The following is a 13,942-nucleotide window of genomic DNA, read 5'->3' as shown; positions in this document are numbered from 1 at the left end:
AGGCCCGTCACGTGTCGGTTTGAGACAATTCACTTAAACTGGCCATAAGTTGAACAAAACAGACCAAAGAAAAGTAAAAAAAACCTTTAGATGTGCTTAAGTCCTAGGGCGTAGGTCCGATAAATACTCTAGAGGTGACCTATGGCTGAAGAAGAAAAACAAGCAAAACCACGAAACATGGCTAAAATCCTGAGTTTTGCCTTTTTAGCCCTTAATCTGGCCGTAATGGGTGCGGGTGGATTTATGGTTTACTCATCAACGCTGGGTTACAAAACACCTGAAGTGTCAGAAGGCGATTTGAACCGAGAATTGGCCTCGTTCAGGGAGAGTCTGCAAGGAACACCGGTGATGTATAACTTAGGCTCGTTCACAACCAACCTTGACGGCTTGCCGCGTAGAATTGTGCGGGTTGAAGTGAACCTTGAAATGCTCGACGCCGAAGGGTTTGAAGAGGCTATGGGCAAAGCTTCAGAATCACAGGATTCAGTGGTTCGAATTCTTAATGGTAAAAAGCTAACAGACCTTGAGTCAGTTCAGGGTAAATTGCGTTTGAAAAATCAAATCATCACACAGGTCAACAGTATGTTAGACCGGGGTGTGGTGAAGAACGTCTATTTTTCTGACTTTGTGATACAATAACAAATAAAAAAAAGTACAATATTAAAACATTAATGTGTTGGCTCTATTCAGTGGCTTAATGCAACGGTTTGACTTGTGTTGTTTTTTTAAGGAACGGGGGAGAGGGTGAAACGAGCTTTTACGTGCCTATTCGTACTTGGGGTTGGTGTTTTCTTGGGATTACCAACTTGGGCTGATATAGAGTCTAGCCATACGGTTTCAGTGGCAGATCAAATTCGATTTCCTGTAGAAAAATTTAAATTGAACAATGGCCTGACTGTTTTGATTCACGAAGATCATTCGTCGCCCATTTTTAGTTATCACCAGTGGTTTCGGGTGGGATCAAGGCATGAACAACCAGGTCGCACGGGCTTAGCCCATTTTTTTGAGCACCTTATGTTCAAGGGTACCGACAAGCATCCCGGAAAAGACTACGAAAAACTAATTCAAGGCAATGGGGGGTCAAACAACGCATTCACCAATCGAGACTATACGGGGTATTACACCAATCTCCCCTCTGGCAAGCTCCCCCTGGTAGTAGATATCGAGTCGGATCGTTTAGTTAACCTGAATTTTGTACAGTCTGAAATCAATAGCGAGCGAGAAGTTGTTAAAGAAGAGCGACGTTTTCGAACAGAAAATAATGTCATGGGCACGATCTGGGAATCATTATTTTCTACGGTTTATAAAGTTCATCCTTATCGTTGGCCCGTGGTGGGTTCAATGAAAGACCTCAATGCGGCATCCATGCAAGATATGAAAGACTTTTATCGTATTTATTATGCTCCTAATAATTCTGTAGTTGTGGTTGCAGGTGCGGTAGACACAAAAGAGGCCAAAAAATTAATCACAGAATACTATTCAAAGATCCCCGCGCAGTCCATACCAGCCCCCAAGTTCGTTAAAGAACCAGAGCAGGGTGCCCCAAGAAAAACCACAATTCGCAAAGATGTTCAAAATGCCACTGTGGCCGTGAGCTATTTGTGTCCGAAGTCTGGCGAGGATGACGTTTTTGCCCTTGACTTAATGTCAAGTATTCTCGGAGAAGGTTCGTCGAGCCGACTTTATAAAGATTTAGTCTATGAAAAACAATTGGCTTCTTCGACCAGTTCCTTTGCTTACAGTATGGCCGAGGAGGGTGTGTGTGCATCCATTTTGTCGCTAAAGCCAGGCAAAAGCTCCACCACGGCGCTCCGGCACTATCAGAACCAGCTGTCGAAACTCAGAACCACCCCGGTGTCAGATAAAGAGCTAGAGAAAGCAAAGACCATGGTCATTAAGGGATATGTGGACTCTATGAAAACAGTGGCGGGCAAGGCTCGGTTGATGGCTTTAAACGAAATTTTGTTTAGCGACTATTCAGAGATGTTTAAGGACATTGACCGGTACAATGCCGTGTCTAAGCAAGATATTATGCGAGTAGCAAATAAGTATTTGGTTCCAAAGAAACAATCAGTGATTCAAGTATTACCAAAAAAATAAGGGGAACCGGGCGATGAAAGTAGTTGTTAGTATTATTTTTGCATTTTCTGTTTTGCTTCAAGGATGTGCCTCGGGTTCAAAATCTCACAAGGATTTTAAGCTTCGTTCGTACAAAGATTTGACCACCAAAAATGGAATGAGGGTTCTACTCATTAAAGATAGTGGATTGCCGTACTTTACAATGATGATGCTCGTGAGGACCGGTAGCGTGTCTGACCCTAAAGATAAAAAAGGTTTGACCAGTATGGTGGCGGGATTAATGAGTAAAGGGACGAAGAGCATGTCAGCCACAGAAGTGGCCGAGTCCTTTGGTCAAATTGGAAGTGAATTTTCGGCATCAGTAACAAGTGATTTTACGCTGTTTCAAGCCTCCACGCTGTCATCCCATCAGTCTGAACTTCTCAAAAACTTTTCTGAAGTGATCGTTCGTCCAGTGTTTACGCAAACAGAAGTGGATCGATATAAAAAACAAACTCTTTCAGCCTTTGCATCGATTTTAGATGACCCCTCTTCTGTGGCGAGCTTGGCCATAGAGAAATACCTCTATGAGACCCACCCTTACAGCTATTCTTCATCAGGAACAAAAGATGGTGTAGTCGCCATTAAGCGCCAGGACATTGTTAACCATTATCAAAAATTCATTCGGCCGAACAATGTGGATCTTGCGGTGGTTGGTGATTTTGATGATGACATCATGATGCGACTAGAGGGGTATTTTGATGGCTGGGATCAAGCTCCTGTGTCGGGTCCCGTGTTGTCGAGCATCCCGCAGATCGACAAAATCCAAATTCAAATAGTGGACAAAGGAGATCTGGGGCAGGCCCAGATTCGATTGGCGCACATTGGTATTCCAAGAAAACATCCTGATTATTTGGCTCTAAAAGTGGCCAACACCATCCTCGGCGGAGGTTTTGCTAGCCGACTCATGGATGAGATAAGGATTAAGCGGGGACTGACCTACGGAGTTTCATCAGAGTTTGATGCAAGAAGGGACCAGGGGCCATTTATTGTGTCCACATTCACTCGTGTTGATAAGGTGGGGGACACGGTGAAAGAGAGCTTGGCAGTCATCGATAAATTTAAAAAAGATGGCGTCACCAAAGAAGAAGTGGAAAATGCCAAAGCATTAATCAAAGGCCAATTTCCAAGGGCCCTTGAAACAGCAGAACTCACGGCAAGCAACCTGCTACAGCTTAGGTATTACGGGGTACCGGATTCGTACTTGTCAAATTTTCTAGAAGACATCGACAACATCTCAAGAAGTGATGTGAATCGAGTGATTCAAGCTTATTTTCATCCCGATAAAATGAAAATCGTCGTGCATGCGCCAAAAGAAAAAGTGACAGACCAGCTAAACCCCTTAGGCGAAGCAAGCTCCATTTCATACGACTCAGTAATGCAATAACCAAAAGGTATCGGATTACTTTTGGTAGCGCTCCCGCGTCACCAAAAGGTATCGGGTTACCTTTGGTAGCGCTGCCGCGTTAACACCGAAAGGTGCTGGATTCCCTGCGGTAGGTGAGGCCAACCAAAAGGTATCGGATCACCTTTGGTAGCGCTGCCGCGTTAACACCGAAAGGTATCAGATTCCCTTCGGTAGGTAAGACCTTGCAAGCTCAATGTTAGACGGCCAGTTATCATTGGTGACAATAGATTATTGGCATGGATGTGGTGTTTTGTTATGTCCGTGGCATCGGAATATTGAGGTACCACTCGGACGTTTAATTATTCTGTGATTGGCTTTTATTGCCAAAGAGGTTAGGTCTCCAGTTTGCACTACTGGGCCCTATGGCAAGAAAAAAACACATTGAAAACCCAGATTATCCTTTTCATTTATCTGCGAGATGCATAAACCGAGAGTGGTTTTTGCGGCTTGATCACACTTGGGCCATAATGCAGGATTTCCTGTATCTAATCAGTAGGCAGTTTGACATAGAAATATACAGCTTCGTGTTGATGGCAAACCATTTTCATTTGATCGCCAGATTTCCAGGATCCAACATGGCTCCAGCGATGCAATACTTTCTACGAGAAACAAGTCGCCAAATAGCCAAAGATGCTGGTCGAATCAATCAGGTCTATAGCAGCAGATATTTTAGGTCATGTTTAACTTCATTTCACTACCTCACTCATGCTTACAAATACGTGTATCGAAATCCTGTGGAGGCAGGGTGCTGTCGTTATGTTGAAGAATATGAATTTTCGACTTTGTCTGGGTTATTAGGGATGCGACAAATCGTTATTCCTGTAGTTGATGATGAAATACTTTTTGAAAATGTTGAATGCACCTTAGATTGGCTGAATGAAAAACCGGATATAGAGAGTTATCAATTTGTGAAAACAGCCTTATCGCGTCCAGTGTTTAAGTTATCCAAAATCAGAAGCACCCGAGAAAGTAACCCTCTGGAGATTGTTAGATATTAGTGATTTTTGATGGCGTGAGATCAAGTGACCAATAAATAGAAAAACGATTTAAATGTGACTTAGGCATGGACGGTCCTCAACCGCTGGACAGTCAATTTCATACCTGTAGGCGATCGGAAAACTCCTGATTTTGTTGCCTGATTTGGTATAGGAATTCGCCTAGAGTGAAGCACCCTGGTGACGACCGTTGTTTCTTTAGTTGAGAAAAATTCAATTATGAGCGCATTAGCCATTTGTTGATTTTTTGGAATTTCCATCAATAAGGGACCAGAATAAATAGGGTTAGCGGCGAGGCAAATGGTGCCGCAGATTTTCGACCAATAAATTTAGATACTATAAAGGGTAAGTGGAGAGAAAAAAGTGCCGCAATTGCCGGCTCAGTAGGTGTCCTATGCGCCAAGAAAGGGTGACGCGGATGCGCTACCAAAAGTAATCCGATACCTTTTGGTGGTAACGCTAGGTTCGACTGACCTCACCTACCGCATGGAGTCTGATACCTTTCGGTGTTAACGCGGGAGCGCTACCAAAAGTAATCCGATACCTTTTGGTTATCGGTGCAGGCGCACTTCGTCTTCTTTTTCATCGAGGCTTGGAGTACCTAGTTGATTTTCGCTGGCAGCCACAATGGTTGCAACCATGGCATCACCCGTGATGTTGGTGGTTGTTCGAAGCATATCGAGTATTCTGTCAACGCCGAGTATGAGTGCGATACCTGTACTGGGGACACCGACGGATTCCAGGATTATAATTAACATCACAATACCGGCGCCAGGCACTGCGGCTGTGCCGATGGAAGCGAGCACCGTCGTTAAGACAATGGTGAGCTGATTGCCAAGAGTTAAGTCTATTCCCAAGGCTTGTGCAATGAACACCGCGGCTACAGCTTGATACAAGGCTGTGCCATCCATATTGATCGTCGCACCCAAAGGCAGCACAAAGGATGACACTTCTTCGGAAACGCCCAATTTTTCTTCACAGCGCTCCATGGTTAAGGGGAGAGTGGCTCCACTTGAGCTCGTGGAGAATGCCAGCATTTGGGCCGGGGCAATGCCTTTAAAAAAAGTGGAGACTTTCATCGGTGAAAATAATTTCAACACGGCAGGGATAACACCAAAAGTGTGAATGGCTAGTCCGATAATCACGACGAAGCAATAGTAGCCAAGCGCCTGCAGCAGCGCGAGAACATTTCCTAAGTCGTCGCCAGCTACTGAAGTGATTGTGTCGGCGATCAGAGCAAATACCCCCACTGGCGCCATAAGCATGATAATGTCCACAATTCGAATCACCACATCGTTGAGGCCATGAAACACATCTACCACTGGTTGAGCCCGCTTTTCACTGACCTGAATTAAACCAATCCCTAGAAGTATGGCAACAAACACCACTTGCAACATATTGCGATTATCTGCCGCTGATTCAAAAAAGTTACTTGGCACCATATCCACAATAGGTTGCAGCGGCCCGCGCTGTTTTGCAGATTCTGCAGCCGCAAACTTTGATGTGGCCGCACCCTCATAGGACGCCTGCAAGCTATCGCGAAGGTCTGCCGGCACACTGTACCCAGGTTCAAAGATATTGACGACCACAAGCCCGATAGTCACGGCCACCGCCGTTGTCAGTATATAAATGGAGATGGTCTTGCCACCAATACGAGAGAGTTTGCCGATATCAGATAGCGACGCCACACCGGTCACCAAAGAAGCAATCACCAATGGGACAGCGATGAGTTTTAAAAGATTAATAAATATAGTGCCAAGAGGCGCAATCCAATTGGCGGTGAATGAGCCCCAGCCACTAGCAGCGGCGATCACTCCAAACAATAGGCCGAACACTAGACCTAAAATGATTCTCCAATGTAGCTTTCGATACCACGGCATGAATAAGACCCCTGAGGTGAAGTAGAAAAACAGAGGTCATTATTAGGATAAGATGAGGGGCAACCGCAAGTGGCGAGAAAAATTGAAACTCTGCGCAAGGCGAGCACGGGCTATTTTGCCCGATTTATGGGGGACCTGGATCGTGATCGCCCCCATAGATAGGGATAAATTACAATTTTTTACTGGGCTTTTTTGATTTCTTTTTTTTGCTTTTTTTCTTTTTCACCAAAACAAAATACAAAACAATGGCCAATAAAATGAGCAAAAGCCCAAGGTACTGGGCCCCGCTACCAAAGGAACTGCCGCCGCTGCCTGGTTCTGCGGGGTACTCGTCTTGGTACATATCTGCAGGAAGTGCTGTTCCGATAGGTCCAGAGATGGTGCCGGTGGGGCCTTGCACTCCGAGATTGGGTTGACCAGATAGCATGTCTTTGGGTGCCACCACGGCTAAACTTTTTATCGCTCGGGCAAATTGATGGCTGTATTTAGTATAGAATTTTCGATGGGCTGTGAAAGTGACTAAAATTCCGAGGCGGTCTTTAACGGTGGCCAGATACCTAGTGTAGTGATTAGGAAGTTCTCCATGCAGGTGCATACTGTCTAGCCAAGGTTGCCCATTGAACTTCTGTTCGCCAAAGTGTTTCACTTCAGAACGAAGGGGGCCATTTGGGCCAGGAATAGTCCGCGGAGATTTTAGATTAGCAGCGTAAGCGGCGATTGTATCGCTAGGGCCCGCTTCTTTTGCGGTTAGTACGATCACAGCTTCTTTGCCGCGAGGTTGATTGGCGTTACTGACACACACCCAAGTGACTTCTTCGTGCTGGCAAGACCAGTTGTCTGGCAAATCGAAACTAACATAGGCATTTCGAAATTTCTCGGCATGGGCAAGAGAACCAAAAGCCATTAGCGCAGACAACAAAATTAAAATTCGAAGGGTCATAGGGGGGCTCCACTTTCAGACATTATTATGTGTATCAGTTTACGTAAAACAATACAGAAGGTGGAGTGTTTAGGATTGGATCGAGGCCAAGGTCTGGGTGAGGCGGGGCGAAGGCACCCCTTTAAAATCTGGTTTACAGCGAAAGAAAAAATTTACGGTTTTTTTGGCTACGTTATCTATATCTAGGATATTGGTGACTTCTATTTAGTCTGCCAAAACGAGATCTCCGCCGATGGGTGCAAAGGTTGCTTCGACGGAGACCTTTGGGTGCCTTATTGAAAGGCAATTACAAAGCGGTCCACAATTTTGAGGTCCAACTTGTGGCTTTTTTCATAGCCGCTAGAGCATCGAGCCTTCGGCCAGAGACCGTGGTTGTCTCAAGGCCTGGCGCGGGCTTTCCTGTTTCCATCAAAATCTGCTTCACTTCAAGGGCTGACAGTTTTGGGTTAGCACTTCGCACTTGCGCAGCCACCCCGGCCACAATGGGAGAGGCCATTGATGTGCCTGCCATACCTTTATAAAGTATGCCCTTGGCGTTTTTGTAGTAGGCCGAATAGATCAACTCATCTCCACCGGCACCGCCTGGGGCTCCGAGGTCCACTGTTTTTTGCCCATAGTTGGAGTAAAACGTAAGGCGATCTTTTTTTGTCGTTGCCGCAACAGCGAGAATGTTTTCATTGGCCATGGCTGATGGGTAATTGGGTCTAGTGTCCGTATCTAGCCCGTAGCCGAATTCAGGGTGTCCGTTGCCCGCAGCGGCCACAAGTAACACATCTCGGCTCATAGCATAGTCCATAGCTTTTTGCATATCTGGATCGATCAACTCATCGTAGGCGCCAAACGACATGTTGATGACAGAGGCTCCGTTATCCACGGCATAGTAAATGGCTCCCACAATACTGGCAATATCACCGCCCAATGGACTGAGTGCTTTTAGACTCATAATTTTTGCTTCTCGAGCTGTGCCAAAAAGGGGAGATGCGGCCAATGCGGCGACATGGCTTCCGTGACCTTGATCATCAAAAGGCCAGTTGTCGCCATTGGCAAAATCATATCCCACAATATCATCTACAACACCGTTGTTGTCGTCATCGATGCCATTGCCGGATATCTCAAGTGTGTTTACGTGAACATTTGAATTGATGGCTTCGTGGTTGTAATTCACACCAGAATCAATAATCGCAATAATTGTACCTTCACCCTGTCCAAGTTTCCAGGACGCCTCGGCTTGGATCAAAGGAAGATGTGTGAACAGCGACCATTCCGGGGTGCTTGGCAACGAAGGCGCGGTTTGCAAGTACGGGTCGTTGCCGGTCACCACAAGCGGAATAGCAAAGTCATTACAGACCCCTGCTTGATCCTGCACAATGGCGGCAAAAATGTAGAGCCCATAGGAGTCAGGTTTATAGTGAAGGTCTGATCCCACTAAAATAGAGTCTTGTTGTTCGGAATCTTCCGGAGGTAGAACCACCCAAGCCGAACGTAAAGCGCCAGCAATATCAGAGTGCGGAGCACTTGCCGCTGTGGAAATGTGAAGTGTCTCGCCTAGCTCTAGTGTGCCGGAAGAAAGGTCAGCCAATGTGGCGCTTGTATCAACAGATATGATTGGTGTTTTGTTGCTCTCTTTGCAGTTGTTGATATCAGGGAGCCCCGTCTCGCTACTCAACAATTGGGTGGAAAGCAGGCTATAAACACTTTTTGGGTCTTTGTGATCATTAATCGTGGTCGGCTTAAAGAATCGGTTCTTTTGAACAGTTGAATCTGGCAAAAGAGATTTGATTTCCTCGCGCGCCACATTGAATAATTCATAAGTATCGTGTTGTGCACTGATAAAGCGAACCTTCGCCTCCGGATAGGTAATAAGGACTAGCGCGATATCACCTTCATCAGCATTGGAAACAATGTAACCAACGCCGTCAGCCGATAGCGGCGCGACCTTTTGTATTTGGTGTGATGGAACAATGGCTTGTGAGCAGGCGGTTGAGATAACGGCTATGCTGGCCGCGATCCAAATCCGCAACGGATTGTGATGGCTAGTTGTATTCATATTGAGTCCCCCCCAGAGACAGCAACCACTTTTACATTTTTTACCCTGTAATCAATTCAAGGAATCTAACTTGATCCATAAATGATCATTATGACGCGCAAATTGTTGTTTTAAATCAACCACTTAAGTGTGGGGAGGAGGCGAGCCTGATAATCCACGGTCATTTTTCATAAATTATTTTCAAAAGTCTGCAATAGATAATTTAGCCGAGAAGCTTGAGTTGGAAAAAAAATTCAGGGGTCACCGGGTGTTAACACAAAATGATGCAACGAGCCGCTTTACAGACGTGGGGGTCCTCTTGTATAAGTAGCCCTTATGTTTAGGGGATATAAGGAGACAATACGGTGAATCTTCAACAATTAACTACTTTTTGTAAGGTCTTGAGCGAAGGCAGTATGACTGCCGCAGCAGAAAAACTTTTTTTGACTCAACCAGCAGTGAGCCAACAAATCAGAGCCCTGGAAGATGAAATGGGTGTGTCATTGCTTGTGCGAGGAGTGCGGCAGGTTAAGCCCACTATGCAGGGGCAACTCCTCTACGATTATGCCAAGCGCATTTTACACCTCACCCAACAAGCCGAAATTGCCATTCAAACAATATCACAAGATATTTCTGGTGATTTAAGAATTGCCACGACAAATTCGTTTGGTCTTTATTTAATTGGACCTATTGTGGGGTTGTTTTTAAAACACAACACGAGCCTTAACATGAAGCTCACTTACGGAACCGCACGAGATATTATCGAAGACATGCGCCACAACCGGGTGGATGTGGCTGTTTTGCCGGATTTGAAAAACGAGTACGGCATAGAGTTAGATGATTTCGAAGGCCGATTTGTATTGAAAGATGAAATGTGGCTTGTGGCTTCGGGAAAAGATGCGACCATACCACCGTCAATCACTATGGATCAATTTGCCTCAATGCCCATAGTTGGCCAGACGGATTATTACCCTGGATTTGGTAAAAAACTTTATCGCCGCTTAGAAGAATTAAAAGTGCCCTATAAACCGGTTTTTGAATCAGACAACGTGGGTACCTTAAAGCGTGTTGTAGAATCTGGTCTGGGCTGGGGATTTTTACCTTCGCACAGTATTAAAAAGCAGGTGCGGGCTCGAAGGATGACCCATATACGGGTGGATGAAATGAACTACTCGGTGAACGTGAACATGTATGCTCGTCGGGCCGAAGGATTATCGCAGATGGTAGAAGTGTTCTATCGGGCGATTCAACAACAAGCCCTGACGGCCAACTAAAGCAGAGCTTCGTAGGGGAGATCCATTCGAGAGGCCACCACCCGAATGATCTCTCCAGCTGTTTCTTCAAGAGCACGGTGTGTGATATTAAACACCGGCCATCGCTTATTTTTTTTGTAAAGATCCATGGCGTAATCAATTTCTTTTTGGATGTACTCGCGACTGGCGTAATGTCCGCCCGGATCTTGATTGAATTTCTCAAGTCGAGTTCGGCGAATGTGATAAAGACTGTCACTGTCAATAATAAGGCCGACAATCTTTCGCTGGTCCACTTCAAAAAGCTCTTTTGGTGGTGGTTGATCTAGGACCAAGGGCACATTGGCCACCTTCCATCCTTTGTGACTCAAAAAAATAGAAAGTGGAGTTTTACTGGTGCGGCTAATGCCAACAAGCACGATGTCGGCTTGGTTTAAATCAGCAGGTAGTTTTCCGTCATCGTGTTTGACCGTGTATTCAATAGCTTCGATGCGCTTGAAATATCGTTCATCAACCATTCGCAACAGACCGGCCTGTGATGTGCTGCCAGCTCCTCCGAAATAGCTATCAAAACCTTCAAGCAAGGGGCCAAGTAAATCTACGCATGGCAGCCCTTTACTGGATGCCGATTCACGTATTTTTTGCCGCAAATCTTCACTGACAAGTGTAAAAACAATGATTCCATGTCTTTGATGAGCCTCATCAACGAGGTTTTCCACCTGCTCGGTGCGACGAACATTTTTGCACTTAACGATATTGATGTCTTTTTCAGAGTACTGAACCAGCGCGGCCTTTACAATGCTACTGGCCGTTTCGCCGGTGCCGTCCGAAATGATGTAAACTGTAAATTTTCGTTCGCTCATAAGTCCTCGTGGGACGGAACCAGAGTGATGTCAAACCGGTCCGAGTCTTTGCCAGGCCAGAGGTCAGCGAACTCATTCACAGAAATATTTTTAGGTAAAAATATCCGTAAACTGGGTTGTCCTAGTTGGGTCCAGGCCCGATGAGCGCTCTCGCACCAATCGTCACAATTTTCCGTATCAGGAAGCTCTACCAGCATCTTTGTCGGTAACAAATGGGCGCAAGAAATAAGCAGCGGTACTTTGCTGGATTGTACAAAATTTTCGACAGGTATTTCTTCGTCTTTAATGATAGTTGCAAGTTCTTCGCTGATGGTCTTTGGCTGGTAGTGGTGGGCCCGGTGCATTTGAAAGTTACAGTACCAATCCAGATTTCGTGACCATTTGGACTCACCTAAAGCGGGCACAATCCATAGATGCGACCCGGCGCCTAGGGAGCCGCCTTTGTATAGAGTTTTGTAAGCCATAGGGGCTATGAAATTCTTAAAAGCTTCCGCGGTCAAGTCATTATTGTCGGCTAGGTTTTTAAAGACGGAGTGGCGAGAACTCTTTGCCGCATCAGGTGCAGAAGCCGTAAACAAAAAGCATCATAAACCAATAACGAATTTCGGTTAAAATTATTGCGGCCGCTTTAATAAACGTTGTTATTTCAAATCGAGGTAGATGTTAGTGATCGTTAATTGATTTATGAGACGCAACCTTTGGCGATTTCATCTAAAATGCCGTTGAGAAAGGCCGCCGACTCTGTGGTTCCATATTTTTTTGCAATCTCAATCGCCTCGTTAATGGCTGCATTGGGAGGAATTTGGCCTTGGCTGAAGCAGATTTCAAAAACAGCAATCCGCAAAAGATTTCGATCTACCATTGCCATTCGTTCCATTTTCCAATTTGAGCTGTGGCTTTGAATGAGATTGTCGATTTCTTCTTTGTGCTGATAAATTCCTTGTAAAAGTTCTTCGGCATACGACCACACTTCCATGGGGGCTGAAAAACTTTTTTTAAAATATTCAAGGCTGGTTTTTACATCGACGTCGCTAACAAATTCCCGTTGGAATTCTACCTGCAGGGCAAGTTCGCGAGATTTTCTTCTCACATTTGTGGCAGGCATATTCACAGGCTCCAACTAAAGGGTTACGTCTTTATCTTGTTCGAGAACTTTCAAGAACTCATTCACATCTTTGAAGTTGCGATACACGCTCGCAAAGCGGACATAGGCCACATCGTCGAGCTCTCGTAACGCCCGCATTACGGCTTGTCCTACTGTCATTGTGCCGATTTCTTTATCGTTATTACTGAGCACTTGTCGAGTGATTTTCTCCACAATGTCGTCGATTTGTTTCACGCTCACGGGCCGCTTCATGCAGGCTAAGCGCAGACTCTTTCGTAATTTTTCGATGTCAAAGGGCTCCCTGCGACCATCTTTTTTGGCCACATAGGGCATTTGTCGAATAACAGTCTCTAGGGTGGTAAATCGCTCTTGGCAGTCGTTACAAGCACGGCGGCGCCGAATGGAGCCTTCTTTTTGCATTCGAGTTTCGAGAACCCGGTTATTTTCTGAGGCACAATGGGGGCAAAGCATATTTCTTAAAACCTACCTTTGATCATGTGTTTATGCCAAAAAAGGAGACCATTGGCTACTGGTGGGTTTTTAATGTGTGCACAACTGTAACATCAGTGGGCACTGCGGCAGGAAGACTGGTATCTCACCGTATCATCGGGGCAATTTTCTTGAAAATCTCATTGTCACAATGCAATATTCGAGGGCTTCAACTTTTTTGAACAGGGAGATAGTGAATGGATCATTTCCGATTCCTGGCACGGTTTGCTTTTTTGTGGGTGCTGGTGGGGCCGGTGGCTCATCCGGCTCAGGCTAATGGCGTGACCGGGAAGGCCGCCGCCCGAAAATATTTTTCGGCTCGTCAGAAAACTCAAACGACCACTACAGATCGGCAAGTGGCCAACAATCCTGGCTATTCAAATGCTCCAAGGTATTTGGCTCTGCATTTGGGCAGCTTTGTGGCTGGCGATGTGTATTTTTGGGGTCAAAATAACTCCGGTCGGCATGGTAATTTAACCACCGGCGTGACCTACCGTATTGGAGAATGGTCTCAATCCATGGACTTAATGTTTCGGGCTGATTTTATTTCCTATGAGTTGAACGAAGGTCGGCCATTTAAGATGAGTCTCATGCCCATGATTGTTTTTCCAGACGCAAAAAGTGGGTTTCCCCTCTATTTTGGTGGCGGGCTGGGGCTTGGTATATTCTTTAAGCAAATTCCCGATGAGAGCGACTTGTCACTAGATTATCAGATTATTGCAGGAGCTCGCTTTTTTGATGTGATTGATCGTGTGGGCTTGACCATCGAGGGCGGGTTAAAAAACCATGTGCACTTTCTTAGCGATGGTCAATCCAATGGTTATTTTATGGCCGTGGGGTCGGTGTTTACGTTTTAGGATAAAGGGAC

General features: G+C 45.6%; 13 protein-coding genes. 6 read left to right on the top strand and 7 right to left on the bottom strand.

From position 1 onward, the window contains the following. Nucleotides 1–141 precede the first annotated feature (141 nt). The 4 genes from H6626_07060 to H6626_07045 all read left to right on the top strand — a co-directional run bounded on the left by H6626_07060 (nt 142) and on the right by H6626_07045 (nt 4,524). Nucleotides 142–639: a flagellar basal body-associated FliL family protein gene (locus H6626_07060; GenBank protein ID USN48841.1), complete on the top strand. Its 498-nt coding sequence runs from the start codon at nt 142–144 to the stop codon at nt 637–639. 153 nt (nt 640–792) lie between these two features. Then, a complete protein-coding gene (locus H6626_07055) occupies nt 793–2,100 on the top strand; it encodes an insulinase family protein (protein ID USN48840.1) in 1,308 nt (435 codons plus the stop codon). A 13-nt stretch (nt 2,101–2,113) separates the two neighbouring features. After that, nucleotides 2,114–3,505, top strand: coding sequence for an insulinase family protein (locus tag H6626_07050; protein ID USN48839.1), 1,392 nt, complete (start codon nt 2,114–2,116; stop codon nt 3,503–3,505). A gap of 383 nt (nt 3,506–3,888) precedes the next feature. Continuing rightward, on the top strand, nt 3,889–4,524 hold the full coding sequence (locus H6626_07045; protein USN48838.1) for a transposase: 636 nt from the start codon (nt 3,889–3,891) through the stop codon (nt 4,522–4,524). 548 nt (nt 4,525–5,072) lie between these two features. Here the strand turns inward: H6626_07045 and H6626_07040 are convergent. The 3 genes from H6626_07040 to H6626_07030 all read right to left on the bottom strand — a co-directional run bounded on the left by H6626_07040 (nt 5,073) and on the right by H6626_07030 (nt 9,388). Further along, on the bottom strand, nt 5,073–6,401 hold the full coding sequence (locus H6626_07040; protein ID USN48837.1) for a dicarboxylate/amino acid:cation symporter: 1,329 nt from the start codon (nt 6,399–6,401) through the stop codon (nt 5,073–5,075). 169 nt (nt 6,402–6,570) lie between these two features. Then, the gene (locus H6626_07035; protein ID USN48836.1) at nt 6,571–7,341 is read right to left on the bottom strand and encodes a hypothetical protein; all 771 of its coding nucleotides are present in this window, start codon (nt 7,339–7,341) and stop codon (nt 6,571–6,573) included. 286 nt (nt 7,342–7,627) lie between these two features. Then, a complete protein-coding gene (locus tag H6626_07030; GenBank protein USN48835.1) occupies nt 7,628–9,388 on the bottom strand; it encodes a S8 family serine peptidase in 1,761 nt (586 codons plus the stop codon). A 395-nt stretch (nt 9,389–9,783) separates the two neighbouring features. Between H6626_07030 and H6626_07025 the strand changes: the two genes are divergently transcribed. Next, complete coding sequence (locus H6626_07025; protein ID USN48972.1) at nt 9,784–10,641, top strand: LysR family transcriptional regulator; 858 nt, start codon at nt 9,784–9,786, stop codon at nt 10,639–10,641. Here the strand turns inward: H6626_07025 and H6626_07020 are convergent. The 4 genes from H6626_07020 to nrdR form a co-directional block, all read right to left on the bottom strand. Next, on the bottom strand, nt 10,638–11,480 hold the full coding sequence (locus H6626_07020; GenBank protein ID USN48834.1) for a kinase/pyrophosphorylase: 843 nt from the start codon (nt 11,478–11,480) through the stop codon (nt 10,638–10,640). The two genes, H6626_07025 and H6626_07020, sit on opposite strands and share 4 nt — an antisense overlap. Continuing rightward, nucleotides 11,477–12,058: a hypothetical protein gene (locus H6626_07015; protein USN48833.1), complete on the bottom strand. Its 582-nt coding sequence runs from the start codon at nt 12,056–12,058 to the stop codon at nt 11,477–11,479. The genes H6626_07020 and H6626_07015 overlap by 4 nt, the downstream gene beginning before the upstream one ends. A gap of 104 nt (nt 12,059–12,162) precedes the next feature. After that, the gene (gene nusB, locus H6626_07010) at nt 12,163–12,585 is read right to left on the bottom strand and encodes a transcription antitermination factor NusB (GenBank protein USN48832.1); all 423 of its coding nucleotides are present in this window, start codon (nt 12,583–12,585) and stop codon (nt 12,163–12,165) included. 15 nt (nt 12,586–12,600) lie between these two features. Continuing rightward, nucleotides 12,601–13,056 (bottom strand): transcriptional repressor NrdR, encoded by a 456-nt coding sequence (nrdR, locus tag H6626_07005; GenBank protein USN48831.1) that lies wholly within the window; start codon nt 13,054–13,056, stop codon nt 12,601–12,603. Nucleotides 13,057–13,271: 215 nt separating this feature from the next. Between nrdR and H6626_07000 the strand changes: the two genes are divergently transcribed. Beyond that, nucleotides 13,272–13,931, top strand: coding sequence for a hypothetical protein (locus H6626_07000; protein USN48830.1), 660 nt, complete (start codon nt 13,272–13,274; stop codon nt 13,929–13,931). The last annotated feature ends 11 nt before the right edge of the window (nt 13,932–13,942 follow it).

Source organism: Pseudobdellovibrionaceae bacterium (genome assembly GCA_023898385.1).
In the GTDB taxonomy this organism is placed as follows: domain Bacteria; phylum Bdellovibrionota; class Bdellovibrionia; order Bdellovibrionales; family UBA1609.
Note: the sequence above shows the minus strand (reverse complement) of the source record. Positions and strands in the feature narration are given on the sequence as shown.